The organism is Muriicola sp. SD30, from assembly GCF_041205185.1.
Classification (GTDB): domain Bacteria; phylum Bacteroidota; class Bacteroidia; order Flavobacteriales; family Flavobacteriaceae; genus Muriicola.
In genome coordinates this window covers 189,676-208,515 of record NZ_JBGEWB010000004.1, presented here as the reverse complement: position 1 = coordinate 208,515, position 18,840 = coordinate 189,676, and the positions used below count along the sequence as shown (strand labels likewise).

Here is an 18,840-nt window from a genome sequence, read left to right as displayed (position 1 = left end):
CAGATAATTTCCGAACAGAACGAATTGGGATAAGTTTCGGCATGCCAAGAAGTGAGAAACAATAACAACTATATAGACTTTCATTGCCACCCTTCGTTAAAACCTTTTGGAAAGAGTTTTAATGCACAGCCGGTAGGTGAGAATACAGCAGACAGGAGGAGGAAAAAGAGTATCTGGTACTACGATCCTCCTTCTGTTTTTGACAAAATACTCAATTACATCAGTGGCCTGACCAAATTTTCCCAGTCGAATTTTACAGCGCTGACACTAGGAGGGGTTTCGACGGTCTGTGTTTCGCTCTACCCCTTAGAGAAATGGTTCATCCGAAACAGGATGAAAAATGAATTGATTCTCGACCTTGCCTCAAATTTTGCCCTGGGTATTGGAGCTAAACGGGTAGACCATATACAGGGTATTAAGGATTATTTTGAGGATCTTGTTCTTCAATACGAGTATTACAGGCAATTAGATGGAAAAGTCTTCAGGATTTCCGGGAATAAAGTCCGTTATAAACTTGTCAAAAATTACGAGGATATCAAGAGGTATCGGGAAGAAGAACCTGCCTCTAAGATCAGAACTATTGCTGTAATTATTTCAATTGAAGGGTTGCATGTACTCAATACAGGCCTGGGAAAGACCCCGACAGAAGCTGAAGTTTTACAAAACATAGACACTATAAAGAACTGGGAATTCAAGCCCTTTTTTGTAACCGTGGCTCATCACTTCTGGAATTATATCTGTGGGCATGCTCCCAGTCTTACCGGGATCATTTTAAAGTATACGGATCAGGAGGAGGGTCTTGGTGAAGGATTCACTTCCCTTGGAAAGAAAGTCCTGATGCGAATGCTGGATAATACGGATGGCCGAAGGATATTGCCCGATATTAAACATATGAGTATCAACGCCAGGAAGGAGTATTATGACATGCTGGATAATGGGGGCAATGATTTTAAAGATATTCCGGTTATTGTTAGCCATGGTGCCTGTAATGGTCTTCATTCATTCGAAGATCCAACGCCTGTTTATCAGGAAACCGCAGCTGTTCTCAATCCTGTCACCATCAATTTTTTTGACGAGGAATTGGTCAGAATAGCCCGGTCGGGCGGAATCATAGGCCTGCAGCTTGATGAGCGGAGAATTGCCAACAAACAGACACTTAAAAACACCAAGAAATCTGTAAAGCGACATAAAATCATGCACTACAGGTCTGAACTGCTATGGAATCAGATCAGGCATATACTAACAGTTCTCGATTCGAGGGAGATATTTGCCTGGGACTGTATGGCTATTGGTTCCGATTTTGACGGAATCATCGATTCACTGAATGGCTTCTGGACTGCCGAAGAGTTGCCCTTTCTGGCCGATTTCCTGGAAAGGCACGCCTATAATTTCATGGAGAACGTTTCGTTGAAGCTTCCTGAGAACAGAATTGATGCCGACGAGATTATACAAAGGATCTTTAGTGAAAACGGAGACCGATTTCTCAGTCGGTATTATCACTAGCCTGGAGAGACGCCATAAAAATAAAGTAAGAGAAAGGATCTGTTGAAGTTGATGATTTTATTTAACTTACTCAAAAATCAAACGAGCTATGGAAATTTTTATTAAAGTACTGCAAGGAATTGTAGGTCTGAGCATTCTGAATGTATGGTTGATTCAATACAATAAACCAACACGCTGGCGTGGGGGGAATGCAAAAACCATCCTGGAGGAATTCAATGTCTACGGACTACCCGCATGGTTTTGTTATGTGGTGGGGACCCTCAAAGTAATTCTGGCAATTATGCTTTTAGTCGCTATTTGGTATCCCGAATTGAAATTGGCAGCGGCATCGGGGCTGGCGCTTCTTCTGGCCGGATCAATTTCGATGCATTTCAGAATAAATGACCCCATCATCAAGTCGTTTCCTGCTTCTCTCTTCCTGGCCATGTGCTTAATCATCATTTTTTATGGATGATTAGAGGTGGGAGTGTCACATCTGGTGCAGTATAGCGTAAAATAAATATCCGCACAATAGGGCGTAGGTGAGTGCCGGCAGGACTGCGGGCCAGGGATCTTTGATTTTTATCCGGACAATAACTCCAAGTGACATCAGTATTGTAAGCCCTGCTAAAGCAATTAAACTCAGGGTAGGTCCGGTGAACATTCCAAGAAATATCCCTGCGCTCCCTAGTAGTTGTAAAATACCGGTTAGCTTCCTCTGCTGTGGCAGGCCATATCTTTCAAACTCCTTTTTCATACGCGGGGCGAAAAAACAACTAAAGCCGAAAAACAGGAAGGAGAAAGCCAGGAATAATCCCAGAAATTCATCAATTTTCATAGGGAAGAATATCTTGCCATTTGTTCAGGCCGCAAAGATACCCAATTTAGAGAGAAGCATGATAGGGAGCTTTGACCTCTCAGATAGAGGTGAAGATTAAGGAAAAATGTAAATTTAGCCTCTAAAAAATATGAAAGAGAAAATTTATATCGTTGGAGCCGGAATAAGCGGACTCATTGCTGCATTAAATCTTGAAAAAGCAGGGTTTAGTCCGGTAATTTATGAAGCAAGCGACTCAGCAGGTGGAAGGATAAAGACTGATATTATTGAAGGATATCAGCTCGATCACGGTTTCCAGGTTCTTTTGGATGCTTATCCAAAAGCCATGGAGTACTTTGATTACGACAAATTGAAATTACAAAAAATCTTACCAGGAGCCATTCTGTTTGACCGGGGTAAGACAATTACCCTTGGTGATCCCAGTCGGCATCTTCCCTTTTTGTGGCCCACATTGGTTTCGGGTATTGCAAATTTGCGTGATATTTACCTGTTGCGGTCACTACACAGGAGTGTGCAACGTCAGACCGATGAGGATATCTTTTCTTCAGAAGAAATGTCAACAATCAAATTTCTTAGACATAAGGGATTTTCTAATCGGATAATCGATAAATTCTTTAAGCCCTTTTTTACGGGAATATTTCTTGAAACCGAATTACAAACCAGCTGTCGAATGTTCCAGTTTGTGTTTAAAATGTTTGGAAGGGGATATGCTACTATTCCAGAAGGAGGTATGGGTGCTTTGGCCGGGCAATTAAAGGAACGACTTCAGCGTACAACAATACACTACAATACTCCTGTAGCCGCATTAGAAGAAGGAAAACTGACCTTAGCAGACGGCAGTTCTATTCCTGCGGATGTTATTTTGGTCGCTACTGCTTCAAGTGATCTCCTGCCCGGTGATTCAGGAGCTGAGTTATGGCAGAGTTGCGATACCTTGTACTTTGAAACTGAAGTCAAATCGATAAAAAAACCTGTTATCGGATTAATTACTGAGCCCGATTCGCTAATCAACAATATCTTTTATCCAACAAGTATTTCATGTATTAAGAAAGGTGCCAGGGAATTACTCTCTGTAACTGTAGTTAAAAGACACAAGCTCAAAGAAACGGAATTGATCAGCAGGGTAACAGAAGAATTAGAGTCGATTTGCGGTATTGAAAATCCCCGCTTTATTAAGCGATACAACATTTCAAAAGCATTGCCCGACCTTGATTCACTATCGGCAGAATGGAACGAGAAAAATGGAAGATGGGGTGCAAACATTTATATAGCTGGCGACCATTTACTATATGGTTCAACCAATGCAGCCATAATTAGTGGAGAAATGGCTGCCCGGGCGATGATCGGCAAACTAGATGCTCAGAAATAAAAAAACCGCCAAAAGGCGGTTTGTGTTTTTATCATAAAATGTACTACTCGGCTGGCATAACCACTGCATCGATGGCGTGAATTACCCCATTGGAAGCAGGAACGTCTGCCATGATTACCATGCTCGCATTGCCCTGCGCATCGATTAGTTTAACGTTTTCTCCATCAAGAGTCAGCGTTATCTTATCTCCCTGCACGGTTTCAGCCACAAAGGACCCATCATTATTGTTGATTGCTTCCACAACGGCCGCTGCTGAAAATTCACCGGCAACTACATGGTAGGTAAGCAAATTGATTAAAGCGGCCTTATTTTGAGGTTGTAGTAAACTTTCTACGGTTCCTTCTGGTAATTTTGCGAAACTGTCATTTGTAGGGGCAAAAACCGTGAAAGGTCCGTCACTACTTAGTGTTCCTACCAGGTCTGCCGCCTGAACAGCAGCGACAAGCGTACTGAAGTTTTCATTTCCACTTGCTACTCCAACAATTGTTTCCGTAACCATAGTCTCTTCAGCTGTAGTCTCCATTTCGGTAGAGGCCATTTCGACAGCCTCCTCTGTATTGTCTTTTTCTTTTTTTGCTTCGCCACAGGATATCATCATTAATCCTGCAAGCATAATTGTACTTAAAATTCTCATAATTTATTATTCATTTTAGTTATAGGTCGAAGATAAGTAGATCAAAGACGCCGAAGTATTAAATAATGTTTAAATAAATGAATATAAAGTTAAACATAACATAAAGTATGGTAATTATTGTCATTTTACTATAAATTTTGATTTCTTATTGGGTAATAAATATTAAGAATTAATGAAAACAGATTACATGAAAAATGAACAAGAACTATTAAAACCAATTACACTTGGAGCTATTTCCTTGCCAAATCGGGTCGTTATGGCCCCGATGACCAGAAGCAGAGCGGACAATAATGAGAATAAACCTACTTCAGAACTACAGGGAGAATATTATGCTCAAAGGGCATCGGCCGGACTCATAATTACGGAAGGGTCCCAGGTTTCAGAGCGGGCTGTTGGCTATGTAAATACTCCGGGAATACATTCTGAAGAACAAATAAAAGGGTGGAAGGAAGTTACAGAAAAAGTTCACAAAAAAGGAGGCCGTATTTTCATTCAGTTATGGCATGTGGGCAGAATGTCACATCCTGATTTTCACAATGGCAAACTCCCTCTGGCTCCTTCTGCTATCAATCCGGAGGAACAATCCTATACTCCCGAGGGGTTTAAGGATACAGTTGAACCAAAGGCTATGACGATCGATGAAATTCATCAGACAATCAAGGATTTCGCCCAGGCAGCTGAAAATGCGGTAGAGGCTGGTTTCGATGGAATAGAAATCCACGCGTCTAATGGGTATCTTTTCCATCAGTTTTTTAATAAATCGAGTAATAAGCGAACAGACGATTATGGAGGAAGTATTGAAAACAGGGCAAGATTCCTTTTTGATGTTCTGGACGCTGTCAGGGAAAAATTACCGGAAAACAGAATAGGGGTGAGGCTAAATCCATCTCTGCATGGTTCTTTTGGCATGACCATGGATGAAGAGACCATTCCCACCTTTGACTATATCGTAGAAAAGCTTAATAATTACGACCTGGCTTATTTGCATTTGTCTGAACCTTTTACGGATGTTTCTGATTTGCCATACGCTGTCACGGAAATAGCCCAACATTACAGACCTATCTACAAGGGCGTCTTAATGATCAACAATGGCTTTGATCAGGATTCCGGGAACGAGATACTTGAAGCAGGGCATGCGGATCTCGTTGCTTTTGGCAAGCCCTATATTTCTAATCCGGATCTCGTAGAACGATTCGAACAAAATGTTCCCCTGGCAGAATGGGACCAAAGCACTTTTTATACCCCGGGCAAGGAGGGATATCTCGATTATGAGAAAAATACTACCGAAATGAGCAGGGCAGAATAGTAGACTTATTTGTAAATTAGTGAGAATTAAAAATCAAGTTAAAATGCGAAGTACATTCCTATTATCTATTATTTTCTTGTTGGTCTTTGTTTCTGCCTGTAAAACTGAAAAAAAACAGGGCTCTGATGCTATGCCGATTCAGGAAGAAACTAGCCTCCACGGTGAGGAAGTAAGTTACGCTACTGATTCCACTACTATGAAAGGATATCTCGCCTATGACAAGGCTATAAAAGACAAACGTCCCGGTATCCTGGTGGTTCACGAATGGTGGGGACATAATGAATATACCCGCGAAAGGGCCAATATGCTAGCTGAACTGGGATATACAGCCCTTGCGGTTGACATGTACGGAGATGGAAAACAGGCAGCACATCCTGATGATGCCGGAAAATTTTCTGGGATGGTTATGAGCAATATAGAGGAAGCTAAAGCCCGATTCAATGCCGCAATGGAACTTTTAAAAAATCAAAGTTCAGTTGATTCGTCACAAATTGCTGCTATCGGATATTGCTTTGGCGGCAGTGTTGTGCTAACCATGGCAAATGCTGGAGAAGACCTCGATGCTGTAGCGGCCTTCCACAGCGGAGTGCAGTTGCCTATCATGCCTAACGAAGGGATTAAGGCAAAGGTATTAGTCTGTAACGGAGCAGCAGATCCTTTTGTCTCAGAGGAATCTGTAGTTGCGTTTAAGGAGGCTATGGATAAAGCGGGAGCAGATTATACCTATATTTCCTATGAAGATGCTCAGCATGCCTTTACAAGTAAAGATGCGGATTCTCTGGGGCAGAAATTCAATCTTCCCCTGGCTTATCAGGAAAAAGCCGATAAAGCCTCCTGGAAAGCCCTTCAGGAACTATTAAAAGAGACTTTTCAATAAGCAGAAAAGATAGATATTAATTAATAAATCAGATACCATGAAATTTACACGAAATGCAAAAGCCCAATGGTTGGGTAGCGGGAAAGACGGAAAAGGAAACTTAACCACAGACAGCAAAGTTTTAAATAACACCCAATATTCTTTTCACACCCGATTTGAAGACGGCGACGGTACCAACCCGGAAGAATTGGTAGGAGCTGCACATGCGGGCTGTTTTGCCATGCAACTCAGTTTTTTAATAGGGGAGGCCGGATTTACTCCGGACGAATTGTCGGTGGAAGCCCATGTTCATTTTGAAGATGGGAGCGTAACGGCGGTAACCCTGGACCTGGAAGGGAAGGTGCCCGGTATTGATAAGGACAAGTTCGCTGAAGTAGCGAAGAAAGCAAAAGAAGTTTGCCCGATTTCAAAACTACTAAATGCTGATATCATTTTAAATGCTAAACTGATCTAGCAATTTGACATAAAAAAAAAGGAATGGGCTTTTATGCCCATTTTTTTTGATCATGTTTATTAAAAACCTCCCAACACCTGCTGTATTTCATCGAAAAAGCTTTGAGTAACTATGATCAATGAGGTGTTTGGGGTAATTTTAGGATTCGTTTTAATTGAATTAAAAAATAATTGTAGTTATGAAAACACGACATCTTTGGGTTTGGGTATGCAGCTTATTCGTTTTAATAGGTTGCTCTGAATCAGAATCAATGACAGAAGAAACGGGCCGACTTACGATTCAGTTAACGGATGCCCCTTTTCCACATGATATGATTGCGGAAGCCAATGTGACGGTATTTAAAATTGAGGCGAGACAGAAAGGTGAAAATGAAGATGAAGAAGACACCGGTGAAGATAGTATGATGGATGATGATTCCGGAAACGAATATATCGTACTTATGGATGAGGAAATCACAGTTAATCTTCTGGATCTTACGAACGGAGTTACTGAAAACCTCGTAGATACAGAGATTCCCGCTGGCGAATACGATCTATTTAGGGTTTACGTAAAGGGTATAAATGTGGTTCTCAATGATGAGGAAATGACCACATATGATCTGAAAGTACCCAGTGGTGAGCAGTCGGGTATCAAAATATTTGTCGATCCTCCTCTGGTTGTTGCGGGAGGGCTGTCGGCTGATCTGTTATTTGATTTTGATGTCTCCAGGTCATTTGTAGCCCGGGGGAATATCAAAAGACCCGAATCTTTTAACGGGTTTATCTTTAAGCCAGTGATCAAGGTGAGTAACCTAACTACTGCCGGCACCATACAGGGCATGGTGACAAGCCTTGTAGAAGCGGAATCTGTCCCTCTGAATGGGGTTCAGATTTCAGTTCTGAGGGAAGGCGAAGTAGTGACCAGTTCCTTTACTGATGAAACGGGAGGCTATATGATTCTTGGACTTGATGCTGGTGACTATGAAGTCATGGCCGAGTTGGAAGGGTATATAAGTCAGTCTGTAGAGATGGTATCTGTGATTTCCGGAAATTCGACAAGAGTTGATTTTGAATTGGAACCAACGGAATAGAAAGAAAATAAATTAGTCATAGAGCGGGGCGTCAACCCCGCTTTTTTTATTTAATATTTCTTAGATATAATTGCAATTCGGATTAATTGTCCACACAAAATCATTAAGACTTCTGATCAATGAGATTCCTATCATGTCAGGAGAGGTAAATCTACTGGATTCATTTTTATTGGGTATTTTGATACCTTGTATTGACGGAGTTAAAATTTCAGATATGAGTTTAAAAGGACAAAACATTCTGGTAACAGGGGCATCTAAAGGAATCGGATTTGCCATTGCTGAAGAACTACTAAGGCAGGGGGCCAGGGTAGGAGTTCATTTTTATTCAGGAAAAGAACAAGCCAATGCCCTGGTGGCAAAATTCGGTGCGGACAGGGCAAAAGCCCTACAGGCCGATCTTTCAGACAACGGTACCGTACCTCAGTTATTCCAAAAGGCTTTAGACTTTCTTGGACACCTGGATTCCATTGTTTTAAATGCAGGGGTTTTCACTCCTCATTCAACCGATATGGAAGTGGATGATTGGTTTAAAATATGGAAGCAAACCCTGGCGGTAAATCTCGATTCGGCAGGATTACTGACAAAACTCGCTCTTGACCACTTCAAAGAACAAAAAGCAGGCAGATTGATCTACATAGGTAGCAGAGCTGCCTTTAGGGGCGAAACAGAAGAATATCTGGCATATGCGGCATCAAAAGGAGGCTTGACCTCCCTGGCACGTAGTGTTGCCAGATCCTTTGGAAAGTCGAATATAAAATCCTTTGTCATCGCCCCCGGCTTTACCAGAACCGCAATGGCGGAGCAGTTTATCCGTGAATACGGGGAGGAAAAGGTGCTGGGTGAAATTGCTTTAAATCAACTGACGGAGGTTACCGATATTGCCCCTCTGGTGGGATTTATGTGTTCCGGAGCTATGGATCACGCCACAGGCACCACCATCGATATAAATGCCGGGAGTTATATCCATTAAATTAAGTTTTCGGGAAGTAAACTATGTTCTTTCTTAAATTCAAAATCATTCAATCGGTAATTAATCTCGTGCATTCGGACAAAATATGACCACACTCGTCCGTTTGACCTGATCTGAAATATTCTTATTCCCTTTTTTTGCCTTCGAATTTTAGCCGGAAAGTCCTGTATTTTGTACAACGCTTTCTCAAAAGAAGTTAGATTTTTAGTTAAAAGCCAGTATCGGAGTTTTGGACTAACTGAAGATCATAACCAACCAAACCAATTAAAAAGGGCGCTAAGAGCGCTCTTTTTTTATCTGCGAATTTGGAAAGCAGGACATTTCCTTGTATGTTGAAAGGAGACTTATTACCTTTAAACACTTAAAATCAAGAATGGCAAGATCGCAACAGACCTATAGTAAGGGGGAAAGAGAAAAAAAACGCCTTAAAAAACAAGAGGAGAAAAGAAAGAAAAAAGAAGCCAGAAAACTGGCCGCTAAAGAAAATCCTCAGGGAATTCCTTTAGCCTATGTAGACCATAATGGTAATCTCGTGGATACCCCACCGGATCCTTCACAGAAAGTGGAGATTGAAGCCGAAGATATTGTTCTGGGTATCCCCAAAAAGGAAGAAGGTGATGAAGAACCGTTCGATCCTGTACGCAAGGGGAAAGTCTCTTTCTACGACAACTCCAAAGGCTTTGGATTTATAATCGATTCGGAAACTCAGGAAAAGTACTTTACACATGTGAGCGGACTCATCGATGAGATTGCAGAAAACGACACTGTCTCCTTTGAACTTGAAAAGGGAATGAAAGGCATGAATGCAGTGCGTGTAAAGCAAGTCTAACCTATTTCATTTACTAGCTACAAGAACCGCTTTTGCCTAAATGGCAGGGGCATACCTCCATGCGCAAATAGTTGAATTAGGTAATGTTGGGGCGGGGATATCTTCATCTTTTTGATTTCAGACTACTACTACTTAGTCTGTAAGGTGTTGATTAACAATATCATTAGTGATTTATTGCATAAGTTTATCATGAGAATTCCTTATCTTGTATAGCCCCCGGCATCTATTCGCTGGGGAAACGCGCCAACCTAAAACCAATAATCATGAAGACTCAAAATCGACTTCCCTCTTTACTCTGTTTTGTTTTCCTTTTTATCAGCATTTCTCTATTCAGCCAAAAAGACGATGTTGTGGATATTATCCTTACCGTCGATGTTTCTCAACTCGGCGATAATCCCAATGCACCCGGAGGCTGTACCTTTATGGCCGAACCCAACGCTGTAGTCCTGGAAAACTTAACTGCTAAGGATTTTACTATTGGAGTGGAAAATGGAAAAAAACTAAAATGGAAAGGACGAACTACCGATGGAGATGTTGTAAAAATCCTAAAAATCCACTACCTGTCAGGGACTAACATTTTTAACAAATCCAATTTGCGCAGGTGTTTGTTCGGAAGAAAAGTTAGAAATAGGGTAAGACAAACTACCATTGATAAACCGGACTACATTTACGGCATTAAATTTAAGGTAAAGAAAAAGGGCAAATACTACCTCGATCCAAAAATCAGGGTCAAATAGATATCAGGCATTGCGTGAATTAAAGTATACTTATAGAAGTTAATTTGGAGTAATGAATCCTTATAGAATCGAAACTTATGAGATCTTTCAACGCTCATATTGGATTTCTTATGTTTTTCTGTGTGAGCATGACCATAGCCCAGGAAGTACACAAGATTAAAATACAAATTGATACTAAAAATGCCTCTCCGGAAAATGCAATACACTGGTCCACAAGCGAGAATACAAGAGTATTGGACTCTGGAGAGTTCGGTCCCTTTACCTTCTTCGCCCAGGTTGGTGATCATATCCAATGGGATATTATGTCCCTTACGGAACCGGATGTCCCGATAAGTATTACAAGTTTGGAATACATCAGGGGTCCCAGGATATTCAGTAAAAACCTGATCCAGGGAACAGAAGGCACTCAGGCTACGGTCATCAGGGGAGGAAAGGAGTACTATGTCTATGAACTTAATTTCCGAATAGGAAACCTCAGCAAGGTACATCAGATCACTTCCAGGATCAGAATAGGGGATTAAAGAATAAAACCAATCAACCATGAGGCAAGAACAATTACTTTCCTTTTGCTCGAGGGCCCGGATATTCCGTTTCCTCTGGCTGGTTTTATTTCTCTGTCAGTTCGGTTATGCACAAAACCAGAAAATTGCTGATAGTTTAGTATTGCTTTATGAGTCGGGTAACTACGAAGATGATCAACTTATTAATATACTGAGTGATATTGCCGCTAAAAGTGCGGATCCTGATCAATCCCTTGTCTACAGTGAAATTCTGCTTAAAAAATCTCAGGAATTAGATTCTACAATGGGAATCTATAGGGCGTATCTGCAACAGGGGAATGCCTATGAAACCAAAGGCGATCTCAGCGAGTCACTCAATAGCTATTTTAAGGCAGTAGACCAAATCACCACTATAGGAAATAAGAAAGAACTTGCGAAAACCTATATTGCAATTGCAGGAGTCTATGCGGGTATGGATAACCGGAAGAATCTTATTGAATACTATTCCAATGCCATCGATATCCTGAAAAATGTAGATCAAACCTACTATGCAATCTCAATGGAAAATCTGGGGGATGTTTACCTCACATGGCAGCAACCAGATTCTGCACTCCTTCTTTTTGCCCGTTCAGGACCCATTTTTGAGGAATTAGGAGAGCAGAGTTACCTGGCTTACAACAAGGGAAATAAAGGACTCGCCTATGCTCAAAAGGGGCAGTACAAGAAAGCAGAATCATTTATCGGGGAAGCGATCCAAATCCATGAAGAGGTTGGGAATTACCGGGCTGTATCTGTCTACCTTACCGGTATGTCTGATATATACGCCGCAAATAATGATTGGGATTCGGCTTTCAATTCTTCACTGAGGGCCTTGAAGATGGCACAGAATTACGGCCTTAAAGCAGAAATAAGTCTGATCTACCTAAAGCTTTCAGAGTTATTTGAACAAACCGGATATTATTCAGCCTCTCTTAAATACTACAGAAACCATATTGCTTACAGGGATAGTGTACAAAATATAAGTGAAGTACAGGAAATGGCCAATAACGAACTGGCAAGAAAGCAGATCGAAGTAGACCTCCTCAACCAGAGGCGTAAAACCCAAAGAGTGATCGTGATTGCTACGGCCATTGCCCTGTTTTTTATTTTACTGCTGGCCATTTCTTTGTACAGGCGAAATATATATATCAAAAAAACGAATGCGGTCATTGAAAAAGAAAAAGAACGATCAGAAAAGTTATTGCTGAATATCCTGCCCGAGAAAACCGCCAATGAACTTAAGGAGTTCGGGAAAGTAAAAGCAAATAAATTTGAGTCCGTTTCAGTACTCTTTACCGATTTTATCTCTTTTACAGCCCATTCAGAACGTACAGATCCTGAACTGCTTGTCAATTCCATCAGTGTTTATTTTAGTGCCTTTGATGATATTATCGAAAACTACGGTCTGGAAAAGATCAAGACCATAGGGGACTCCTACATGTGTGCAGGAGGACTGCCGGAACCTCTTGAAGACCACGCCGTAAAGATGGTAAAAGCCGCTTTTGAATTTCTTGCTTTTGTTAAGGAAATGAAATCAAAGCGAAAAGATGGTGAGCCTAGTTTTGAGATGAGGGTGGGGATCAATACAGGTCCTGTTGTAGCCGGTGTAGTGGGCCATGATAAATTTTCCTATGATATCTGGGGCGATACCGTAAACGTCGCTGCAAGAATGGAACAAATGTCTGAAAAGGGAAAGATCAATATCAGTGAATCAACATATAAATTGATCAAAGACGACTTTGAATGTGAGTTAAGAGGAGAATTTGAAGTAAGAAACAAAGGCAGGATGAAAATGTACTTCGTGAATGAGAAGCAGAAGAAGTCAAAGTCGGCAGTTTTAAGTGGTTCTGAAAGTGATCCTTATAGTGATTAAAATAAGAAGATTTAAAAGTTTAGATCCTAAGAATTTCCTATCTTATTAAAAATTAGTTCAGCATGCCCATTTATATGGATCGCCACGATATTCCCGATGAAATAAAACCGGAACACGTGGCAAAAATGCATCAGGAAGACCTCAAAGTACAGCATCTCTATGGCTGTAAAGGGATGACCTATTGGTGTGACAGTGAGAGACATACTGCCTTCTGTTTAATTGAGGCTCCGAACAAGGAGGCCATTCAAAAAATGCATAACCATGCTCATGGCGCATTTCCTCATCAGATCATTGAGGTGGATGCGCATCTCGTCGAATCCTTCCTGGGCAGAATAGAGGATCCCGAAAAAGCGGAAGATCAGGAGCTCAATATTATTGATGATCCTGCATTTCGGGTGATCATGGTGATAGAAGCGTCTAATTTCCTCAACAGGCTCGAAGGGAAACAACTTTCAATTTTCACTCAGAAATTCCATCAAAGCGCTTCTAAAGCATTCGAAAAGTACGAAGGGAATATTGTGAGGGAAAATGACAAATCCTATCTGGTTTCTTTTAAATCAGTTTCCAATGCGGTCATTTGTGCACTAAAGATCCAGTCGAGATTTAAATACAGCTATCCCAAAATTGATTCCGAACACAAAAGACTAAAGATTGGACTCTGTCCCGGTTTGCCCGTCACAGAAAAGGAGGGCATTTTTTCAGAAGCCGTTTATCTGGCGACGCAAATGTGTGAGTTGATGAAAGACGAAATCATTGTAACCGCCTCTATAAAAGCGTTGTATGAGAATGAAAACAGAAATGCCATCATTGATGATGAAGTGATCAGGATCTTAAAGCCAAGGGAAGAAAAATTTCTAATTCAACTAGTTGAATTCTGCGAATCTAACTGGAATTCGTCGGATTTCAATCTTACCCAAATGAGTAAAAGTTTGGGCAACAGTACTTCCCAGATATATCGTAAACTCAAAAAACTAACCGGAAAAGCGCCCAGTGTTTTTATGCGGGAATACCGACTCCACAAAGCATTGGAACTAATACACCAACAGAAAGGTAATATCGCTGAGATCGCCTTTGAAACCGGATTTAACAGTGCCGGGTATTTTACCAAGTGTTTCCATGATAAGTACGGTATTCTCCCTTCTAAATATGCCAGATTAGTCTGAATTCGAAACAAATTTTTCCTAACGATTGATTTGTGCCATTCTTTGAATGAATTTTAGAGGCCTTGGATTTTAGGTTAAGGTAGCTTTGGATAAAACTAATCCATCAAAGTTATGACCAAAACAATTAAAGACCTCAGCAAGGAAACTATTACTGATTTCCAGGCTAAACTAAAGGGAAGGACGGTATTCCCTTCAGATTCTGATTATCCAGAAACATGCAAGATATACAACGGGATGATCAAAAAGTCGCCCGGTATGTTTGTTATGTGTGTTGATGTTGCAGACGTCATTGCCTCAGTAAATTTTGCAAGGGAAAATGATATTTTACTCGCCATACGGGGTGGGGGCCACAATGGCGGCGGCCTTGGCTTGTGTGATGAAGGAATGGTGATCGACCTATCGGGGATTAAATATGTCCGCGTGGATACTTCAGATAATACCGTTCGCGTTGGCGGGGGCAACCTCTGGGGGGAAGTGGATCATGCTACACACCCTTTTGGCCTGGCTATTCCCGCCGGGATCATTTCATCTACCGGGGTAGGCGGACTCACCCTTGGGGGAGGTGTTGGCCATTTATCCCGCAAATACGGCCTTACCATAGATAACCTTCTTGAAGCGGATATGGTACTGGCCAACGGATCATTCGTCACTGTAAATGCGGATCAGAACCAGGATCTGTTCTGGGCAATTCGTGGCGGAGGAGGAAATTTCGGGGTGGTAACCTCTTTTAAATTTCAGGCACATCCTGTTAAAACGGTTTTCGGGGGTCCCACCTTATGGCCGGTTGAAAAAACTCAGGAAATTATGGCCTGGTACCATTCCTTTATCGAAGCGGCTCCTGAAGACCTCAATGGTTTTTTTGCTACCATGGTGATTCCAGGTCCCCCTTTCCCGGAATCGCTACACCTCAAAAAGTTTTGTGGAATTGTCTGGTGCTACACCGGTGATTTGACAAAAGCAGAAGAAGTGTTTAAGCCCATACTGGCAATGGATCCGTTGTTTCAGCATGTGGGGGAAATGCCTTATCCATCAATTCAGACCATGTTCGATGGGTTATTGCCTTCCGGTTTTCAATGGTATTGGCGGGGCGATTTCTTTAACGACCTGAATGAAGACATCAGTGCTCAGCACTTGAAATTTGGTTCAGAAATTCCAACACCTCTTTCCCAGATGCACTTGTATCCCATAACAGGGGCTGCAGCCAGAGTGGGTGCTGAAGACACCCCCTGGGCCTACCGGAATGCAAAGTACTCAGGCGTAATTGTTGGTGTTGACCCGGATCCTGCCAACGCAGGGAAAATCACACAATGGTGTAAAGACTATTGGGAAGCATTGCATCCCTATTCCTCAGGAGGTGCCTATTCCAATTTTATGATGAATGACGAAGGGCAGGAAAGGGTAAAGGCCAGTTACAGGCACAATTATGCTCGATTGCAGAGAATTAAATCAAAATACGATGCCGGAAACCTGTTCAGGGTAAATCAGAATATTGCACCTGAAACAGCAACAGCCTGAGTATGTACAATTACTTAAATATCTGACTTGACTAAACTAAGCCAGAATACTTTCATGACCTGAGTCTTTCACAAACAGGCAGGAACTATTGGTTTTGTACACCATTTCCTTTACAAACCGAAAGCTCAGGTTTTCCTCCATCCCAAAGATGTTTAAGTCGGCAGAAGGGGCATTCTCAACAATCGTTTTAAACTCCCCGACAAAAACTTCTGTTTTGGTCATAGGCAAACGGGCAAGGTTGATCAGGGAGTCGAGGAAGTTCTTCGCGTTCTCCTCTTCCTTTGGATTGTTGATGACGGTGATCAACCTGATCTGGGCCTTCCAGTTGGTTTTTAATTTATAGGCGATCAGCAGGGAAAGGTCCAGATTCCCGATATCCCAACCCAGGTTCCAGTTGTCCTGACGGTCGCTTATCCAGACGTTGATCATATTCCGCTCTCCCAGCAGGGCCGTAGGATGACTCACGTAGAGCAGGACCCCGGTCTCGAGCCGGATGGATTCCTTGATAATGGGCCGCACCTCCTTTTCGTAATCGTCGTGTTCCTGAAGGTTGAGAAAGATCACATTGGGTTTAAAAAAGGCTCCCTGCAGGGCCTGACTCGCGTAGTTGATCCCTTTGGTGAACTCTTCTGTATGGATGACAGTCCAGGAGGAGAAAACGCCTTTGGTGCGGAACGATTCAGAAAGATTGCCTAATTGCCTGGCCAGGGTACTTTTCTCCGAATAAGGTTCAATTCCCAATAGTTTAATAGAGCCTTTGGGTTTCGCAATATTCCTGAGAAACTCGAAGATTCCTTTGGCGCCATTTATGTCCCGAACAGGTACCATTAAATTCGGTTTCCAGGCCCGCTGTTGCATTTTTTTCATTCCCCAGGTGTGTTTGGCAGCCCATTCGGCGAAGGATACAAACAGGCCTGATCTTACATCCTCAAACGGCGTTTCAAGGTTTTGTCGGGATAGATACCAGTAGACAATAAATACGATCAGTACCGACAGCAGGCTTACCGTAGGGTTGATAATAAACATGGCAAAAACCGAAGAGATAAGTCCGATCCACGGAACCCAGCGGTGTATCTTAAATACAGGACGGTAGCTGATCAAACCCAGATTTTGTTCGATAATTACTACAATATTGATCATGGCATAGGTAATCAAAAAGAATAGGGTGACCAGAGGAGCTATCGCATTGATATTTCGCAGCAACATGGTAGTAAATATCAGGATGCCGGTAATGATCATGGCATTCCTGGGTTGGCCATTGGCGCTTTGTCCGGAAATAAATTTGGAGTAGGGCAGTACCTTGTGTTCGCCCATGGCAAATAATATACGGGAAGATCCCACAATGGAGGCGAGGGCTGACGAAAATGTCGCCCCCAGAATTCCTGCAATAATCAAAGGGCCAAAGGCTGCTTTTTCAACAATTACATAGTAATCTGAAATCAGCTCAGCTTCGGTGGCACTTCGGGAGAGCCAGTATGCCAATGCCATATAAATAACAAAACTCACCCCGATGGCCCATAGGGTACCCACAGGGATACTTTTTTTAGGGTCTTTTAGTTCCCCAGACATATTGGCTCCTGCCATGATTCCTGTGGCTGCGGGGAAGAAGACCGCAAAGACAATCCAAAAATTACTCCCACTGAAATTATTCTCCACCGAGCCTTTAAAGGATCCAAAACGTAGCACATCTTCGTTGGCCTGGAACATAGATCCCTCATAGGCTGCCCAGATAACAGAAATAAAGGAAAGTAAAATGACACCCATAATAATGTACTGGGTTTTTATCGCAAGGTTGGCACTTACATAAGCGATTCCAAATAGTATTCCAAAGACTAGTACATCAACAAGAAATGGGTTATGGTTAGGGAAAATCCCCAGCCAACCTTCTCGAAAACCAAAAATATACATGGTGACCGCAAGGCCCTGGGAGACGTATCGTGGAATCCCAAGGCTACCTCCAACCTCCAGTCCGAGCGCCTGTGAAACAATAGCGTAAGCCCCTCCGGCCCCGATCCGGATATTTGTGGTGATTGCAGACATCGAAAGAGCCGTGCAAAGGGTGATGGCAAAAGAAATTATTATAATAAGCCATGCGCCAAGGAGGCCGGCATTACCAATTACCCATCCCAACCTCAGGTACATGATCACCCCGAGAATGGTGAGCAGGGTAGGGGTGAATACACCTCCGAAAGTGCCAAATTTCTTTAGACGGGTAGCGTTGGTTTCCATGCTTGGTTGGTCTCGTTCAGCTTAACACGTGAAATATAGGCATAATCCTTTATCAAAGGGAAGGACACAATGATTTTTGTAACAAAAAATCGGATTTTATATCAATTTTTTTCAACACAAATACATGGAAAACAAATTACATTTGTCTGCATTTTAAAGCGGTAAATATCAAAATACATGCAGGCCGCAACAACATCAAAATAAGGTTATGCCAAATAACAAATACACTGTAGAGTTACTCCAGTTAAAAACTGTTCAGGAGATACCCGGGGCCTGGAATGGAGAACAATTTCGAGGACTTCTGCGTCATCTGGAATACGATGGAGTTGAGGAAATTCCGGAGGATGAATTAAAGGACATGGCCTCTATGGCACTTTCAGATTTTGAAAAGGAAGAAGCTGTGGAAAAAGTATTGGAATTCCGATTGGGTGATAAGCTCAACAAAGGCCAGCGCAAAAACCTGGCCAATGAGATGCAGGAAGACCCATTGTGGGTGGAGTACTCCGACCTGTCGCTGCATGAGGAGTTGTTTCACGTGGGATGTATGTTATTCTGGACCTTCCCCAGAAACTTTCCTTCCCCTGAAATTGCAAAGCTGGTCCTTAAAATCTCCTCTTCTCATCCCGATTCTAAGATTAATCTGATTACCCCAACCCCTTCCTTTCTTTGCAGGATTTTAAAGGATGGCATGGATGAATTTACCATTATGAACCGACTATTCGATGAGAATCTGAAAGGAAATACCTTCCCTGAGGCAGAACATATCATCTGGCAAATGGAGGCTTCGGCATTTGAATCGGGTACAAACTCTGTAACTATTACCCTCTACTCTTCCTGGAACTGGGTTGAGGACTTAAAAGGCGTACAGGAATTTGAGTCTGCGGCTTATGCAGACGGACAGATAAATTAAAAGTCTTTTTGATCAGAAAGCGATAAGAAAGAAGTATCTTATAAAC

General features: G+C 42.1%; 18 protein-coding genes. 15 read left to right on the top strand and 3 right to left on the bottom strand.

The features are described 5' to 3' along the window. Positions 1–51 precede the first annotated feature (51 nt). Positions 52–1,503, top strand: coding sequence for a membrane dipeptidase (locus AB8P51_RS13405; RefSeq protein ID WP_369749361.1), 1,452 nt, complete (start codon positions 52–54; stop codon positions 1,501–1,503). Between the two features lie 88 nt (positions 1,504–1,591). After that, positions 1,592–1,957, top strand: a complete 366-nt coding sequence (locus tag AB8P51_RS13400) for a DoxX family protein (protein ID WP_369749360.1) — start codon at positions 1,592–1,594, stop codon at positions 1,955–1,957. A gap of 15 nt (positions 1,958–1,972) precedes the next feature. Here AB8P51_RS13400 and AB8P51_RS13395 read toward each other — a convergent pair whose 3' ends face one another. Further along, positions 1,973–2,320: a DoxX family protein gene (locus AB8P51_RS13395; protein ID WP_369749359.1), complete on the bottom strand. Its 348-nt coding sequence runs from the start codon at positions 2,318–2,320 to the stop codon at positions 1,973–1,975. Between the two features lie 130 nt (positions 2,321–2,450). Here AB8P51_RS13395 and AB8P51_RS13390 point away from each other — a divergent pair, with 130 nt between their 5' ends. Further along, the gene (locus AB8P51_RS13390) at positions 2,451–3,689 is read left to right on the top strand and encodes an NAD(P)/FAD-dependent oxidoreductase (RefSeq protein WP_369749358.1); all 1,239 of its coding nucleotides are present in this window, start codon (positions 2,451–2,453) and stop codon (positions 3,687–3,689) included. 43 nt (positions 3,690–3,732) lie between these two features. Here the strand turns inward: AB8P51_RS13390 and AB8P51_RS13385 are convergent, their stop codons facing one another. Continuing rightward, positions 3,733–4,323: a fasciclin domain-containing protein gene (locus AB8P51_RS13385; RefSeq protein WP_369749357.1), complete on the bottom strand. Its 591-nt coding sequence runs from the start codon at positions 4,321–4,323 to the stop codon at positions 3,733–3,735. A 187-nt stretch (positions 4,324–4,510) separates the two neighbouring features. Here AB8P51_RS13385 and AB8P51_RS13380 point away from each other — a divergent pair, with 187 nt between their 5' ends. The 11 genes from AB8P51_RS13380 to AB8P51_RS13330 all read left to right on the top strand — a co-directional run bounded on the left by AB8P51_RS13380 (position 4,511) and on the right by AB8P51_RS13330 (position 15,655). Next, positions 4,511–5,629 carry an alkene reductase gene (locus AB8P51_RS13380; protein WP_369749356.1) on the top strand — a complete coding sequence of 373 codons (1,119 nt, stop codon included), beginning with the start codon at positions 4,511–4,513 and terminating at the stop codon, positions 5,627–5,629. A 43-nt stretch (positions 5,630–5,672) separates the two neighbouring features. Next, entirely contained in the window at positions 5,673–6,506 is an 834-nt protein-coding gene (locus AB8P51_RS13375; RefSeq protein ID WP_369749355.1) for a dienelactone hydrolase family protein, read from the top strand. A gap of 37 nt (positions 6,507–6,543) precedes the next feature. Beyond that, positions 6,544–6,960, top strand: coding sequence for an OsmC family protein (locus AB8P51_RS13370; protein ID WP_369749354.1), 417 nt, complete (start codon positions 6,544–6,546; stop codon positions 6,958–6,960). 250 nt (positions 6,961–7,210) lie between these two features. Next, the gene (locus AB8P51_RS13365; protein WP_369749353.1) at positions 7,211–8,029 is read left to right on the top strand and encodes a DUF4382 domain-containing protein; all 819 of its coding nucleotides are present in this window, start codon (positions 7,211–7,213) and stop codon (positions 8,027–8,029) included. 214 nt (positions 8,030–8,243) lie between these two features. Then, on the top strand, positions 8,244–8,999 hold the full coding sequence (locus AB8P51_RS13360) for an SDR family NAD(P)-dependent oxidoreductase (protein WP_369749352.1): 756 nt from the start codon (positions 8,244–8,246) through the stop codon (positions 8,997–8,999). A 373-nt stretch (positions 9,000–9,372) separates the two neighbouring features. After that, positions 9,373–9,828, top strand: a complete 456-nt coding sequence (locus tag AB8P51_RS13355) for a cold-shock protein (protein WP_369749351.1) — start codon at positions 9,373–9,375, stop codon at positions 9,826–9,828. Between the two features lie 263 nt (positions 9,829–10,091). Next, positions 10,092–10,565, top strand: a complete 474-nt coding sequence (locus AB8P51_RS13350; protein WP_369749350.1) for a hypothetical protein — start codon at positions 10,092–10,094, stop codon at positions 10,563–10,565. Between the two features lie 77 nt (positions 10,566–10,642). Continuing rightward, the gene (locus tag AB8P51_RS13345; RefSeq protein WP_369749349.1) at positions 10,643–11,086 is read left to right on the top strand and encodes a hypothetical protein; all 444 of its coding nucleotides are present in this window, start codon (positions 10,643–10,645) and stop codon (positions 11,084–11,086) included. 19 nt (positions 11,087–11,105) lie between these two features. Next, the gene (locus AB8P51_RS13340) at positions 11,106–12,977 is read left to right on the top strand and encodes an adenylate/guanylate cyclase domain-containing protein (protein ID WP_369749348.1); all 1,872 of its coding nucleotides are present in this window, start codon (positions 11,106–11,108) and stop codon (positions 12,975–12,977) included. Between the two features lie 62 nt (positions 12,978–13,039). After that, positions 13,040–14,140 (top strand): nickel-binding protein, encoded by a 1,101-nt coding sequence (locus AB8P51_RS13335; RefSeq protein ID WP_369749347.1) that lies wholly within the window; start codon positions 13,040–13,042, stop codon positions 14,138–14,140. Positions 14,141–14,251: 111 nt separating this feature from the next. Then, complete coding sequence (locus tag AB8P51_RS13330) at positions 14,252–15,655, top strand: FAD-binding oxidoreductase (protein WP_369749346.1); 1,404 nt, start codon at positions 14,252–14,254, stop codon at positions 15,653–15,655. Positions 15,656–15,691: 36 nt separating this feature from the next. Here the strand turns inward: AB8P51_RS13330 and AB8P51_RS13325 are convergent, their stop codons facing one another. Beyond that, entirely contained in the window at positions 15,692–17,884 is a 2,193-nt protein-coding gene (locus AB8P51_RS13325) for an amino acid permease (protein ID WP_369749345.1), read from the bottom strand. 208 nt (positions 17,885–18,092) lie between these two features. Between AB8P51_RS13325 and AB8P51_RS13320 the strand changes: the two genes are divergently transcribed. Further along, positions 18,093–18,794, top strand: coding sequence for a hypothetical protein (locus tag AB8P51_RS13320; protein ID WP_369749344.1), 702 nt, complete (start codon positions 18,093–18,095; stop codon positions 18,792–18,794). Positions 18,795–18,840: the final 46 nt, after the last annotated feature.

Bases quoted from the DNA above. Each gene is read 5' to 3' on its own strand.
- AB8P51_RS13400 (WP_369749360.1), top strand. From the start codon at position 1,592: ATGGAAATTTTTATTAAAGTACTGCAAGGAATTGTAGGTCTGAGCATT.
- AB8P51_RS13395 (WP_369749359.1), bottom strand. From the start codon at position 2,320: ATGAAAATTGATGAATTTCTGGGATTATTCCTGGCTTTCTCCTTCCTG.
- AB8P51_RS13390 (WP_369749358.1), top strand. From the start codon at position 2,451: ATGAAAGAGAAAATTTATATCGTTGGAGCCGGAATAAGCGGACTCATT.
- AB8P51_RS13385 (WP_369749357.1), bottom strand. From the start codon at position 4,323: ATGAGAATTTTAAGTACAATTATGCTTGCAGGATTAATGATGATATCC.
- AB8P51_RS13380 (WP_369749356.1), top strand. From the start codon at position 4,511: ATGAAAAATGAACAAGAACTATTAAAACCAATTACACTTGGAGCTATT.
- AB8P51_RS13375 (WP_369749355.1), top strand. From the start codon at position 5,673: ATGCGAAGTACATTCCTATTATCTATTATTTTCTTGTTGGTCTTTGTT.
- AB8P51_RS13370 (WP_369749354.1), top strand. From the start codon at position 6,544: ATGAAATTTACACGAAATGCAAAAGCCCAATGGTTGGGTAGCGGGAAA.
- AB8P51_RS13365 (WP_369749353.1), top strand. From the start codon at position 7,211: ATGACAGAAGAAACGGGCCGACTTACGATTCAGTTAACGGATGCCCCT.
- AB8P51_RS13360 (WP_369749352.1), top strand. From the start codon at position 8,244: ATGAGTTTAAAAGGACAAAACATTCTGGTAACAGGGGCATCTAAAGGA.
- AB8P51_RS13355 (WP_369749351.1), top strand. From the start codon at position 9,373: ATGGCAAGATCGCAACAGACCTATAGTAAGGGGGAAAGAGAAAAAAAA.
- AB8P51_RS13350 (WP_369749350.1), top strand. From the start codon at position 10,092: ATGAAGACTCAAAATCGACTTCCCTCTTTACTCTGTTTTGTTTTCCTT.
- AB8P51_RS13345 (WP_369749349.1), top strand. From the start codon at position 10,643: ATGAGATCTTTCAACGCTCATATTGGATTTCTTATGTTTTTCTGTGTG.
- AB8P51_RS13340 (WP_369749348.1), top strand. From the start codon at position 11,106: ATGAGGCAAGAACAATTACTTTCCTTTTGCTCGAGGGCCCGGATATTC.
- AB8P51_RS13335 (WP_369749347.1), top strand. From the start codon at position 13,040: ATGCCCATTTATATGGATCGCCACGATATTCCCGATGAAATAAAACCG.
- AB8P51_RS13330 (WP_369749346.1), top strand. From the start codon at position 14,252: ATGACCAAAACAATTAAAGACCTCAGCAAGGAAACTATTACTGATTTC.
- AB8P51_RS13325 (WP_369749345.1), bottom strand. From the start codon at position 17,884: ATGGAAACCAACGCTACCCGTCTAAAGAAATTTGGCACTTTCGGAGGT.
- AB8P51_RS13320 (WP_369749344.1), top strand. From the start codon at position 18,093: ATGCCAAATAACAAATACACTGTAGAGTTACTCCAGTTAAAAACTGTT.